We start from the raw sequence: 1,403 nt of genomic DNA on the forward strand, positions 1-1,403 counted from the left end.
CATTTGTCTTTAGCTAAGCCTCACACCTCGGCTGCGTAGCAGTAGCGAGCGTCTCTTGTAAGATCGGCCGTTGCTTGTGGATCTTCTGTGCCTCTTCGATCAGCCGTTCCAACAGTGGCGGTGGCGAGTAGCCAAGGTAGTCACCGAGTTCGTGGAGGATGAGCTGGGCGTGCGACCGGAAGGTCGCCGCCCAGCGTTCCGGCGGAAAGACGAGCTCATCGTCAGCCTGCTCGGTGACCAGATCCAACAGATCACGACTCACCAGCAGCGAAAGTAACGCTGCATACAGCAAAATTTCCACGACAACAGGGTTGCTTGTGTCGAATTCGTCCAGTTCGTACTGCGTTTTCAGCTCACGAAACAACGTCTCTACCTCCCATCGGCACCGATACAGCGTTGCTAGATCTGCCGGCAGGAACTCCTCTCTCGGTAAGTTCGTGATGTATAGATGGTAGTCGTCGGCGTCCTCGTTGCGGACGCCGACGACGCGGAACCGTTTCGTGTCTACTGAACGAGTCCCCTCGTACTGACCTCGCTTGAACTCTGCTTCGACCTCCACGTCGATGTACTTCCGCGAGAGGTCATCGACCACATCGTGGATCTGCTCGCCTTCCAAGGGAATGGCGCGGCCGCGCCATTCCCGTAGTTCCGCCGTTATCTCCGGATTCGCGCTCTTCTTCAGCCGACTCACGAAGTAGCCGTCGTTCTCGTCGATCAACGCGAAGCGGCGGTACTTGAAGTACGCTAGATCGAACAGAACGAGCCGCCCTTGGAGCCACGCGCCTGTCTTGAACAACGTGCTGTCGTGCGTTTTCTCGTTGGTCACGTCTATCCGTTCAATCGTCTTGTCGGTGGCATTGTGGAGCAGGTGGAGCTTCGCTCCAGCCTGCTCCTCGTGGCGAGCTTGGAACTCGTCGGAAAGGAACTCGTGCAACCGCAGCACCGTTCCATCAGCGATCATCACGTCTCTGAATCGGTCGGTGTCAGCGTCAACAGCCTCTGGAACAGCGACCTCGTCGAGACCACGCTCGACGAGGTCGCGGAGGTACTCTGCGAGTGACGGTGTCAGCCGGTGATAGAAGCCACCGGGAGAGATCGTCTCATCAGCCGTCGAGTTGTAGCTGCGTCTGAACCCAGCGAGTGTTCGGCTCTCGCCTGCGGCGAAGCCGAACACGAGCGCCCACACGAGGACGGGAATCTGGAGCTTGCCCTCTCGCTCGACCACGCCGAGTTCCTCGGCGTGCTCTTCGAGGAACTCGGAGGGAAAGAGAGTAGTGAGTCGACGCATGATCTTCGATGAGGAGCCGTTGTCGTGCACAGACTCGGCTTCCTCATTCCTCTCGAATAGAAGTCTCGATAAGCCGCCGCTGTCGCGTGGTTTCTCGCTTAGCTAAAGACGGATG

Annotated in this window: 1 protein-coding gene; it reads right to left on the bottom strand. The window is 58.1% G+C overall.

What is annotated here, in order from left to right:
* Positions 1-13: 13 nt before the first annotated feature.
* Complete coding sequence (locus GWG54_RS20510) at positions 14-1,288, bottom strand: IS4 family transposase (protein WP_167939479.1); 1,275 nt, start codon at positions 1,286-1,288, stop codon at positions 14-16.
* Positions 1,289-1,403: the final 115 nt, after the last annotated feature.

Origin of the sequence: Natronococcus sp. JC468 (assembly GCF_012163165.1) — an archaeon.
GTDB classification, from domain to species: Archaea; Halobacteriota; Halobacteria; order Halobacteriales; family Natrialbaceae; genus Natronococcus; species Natronococcus jeotgali.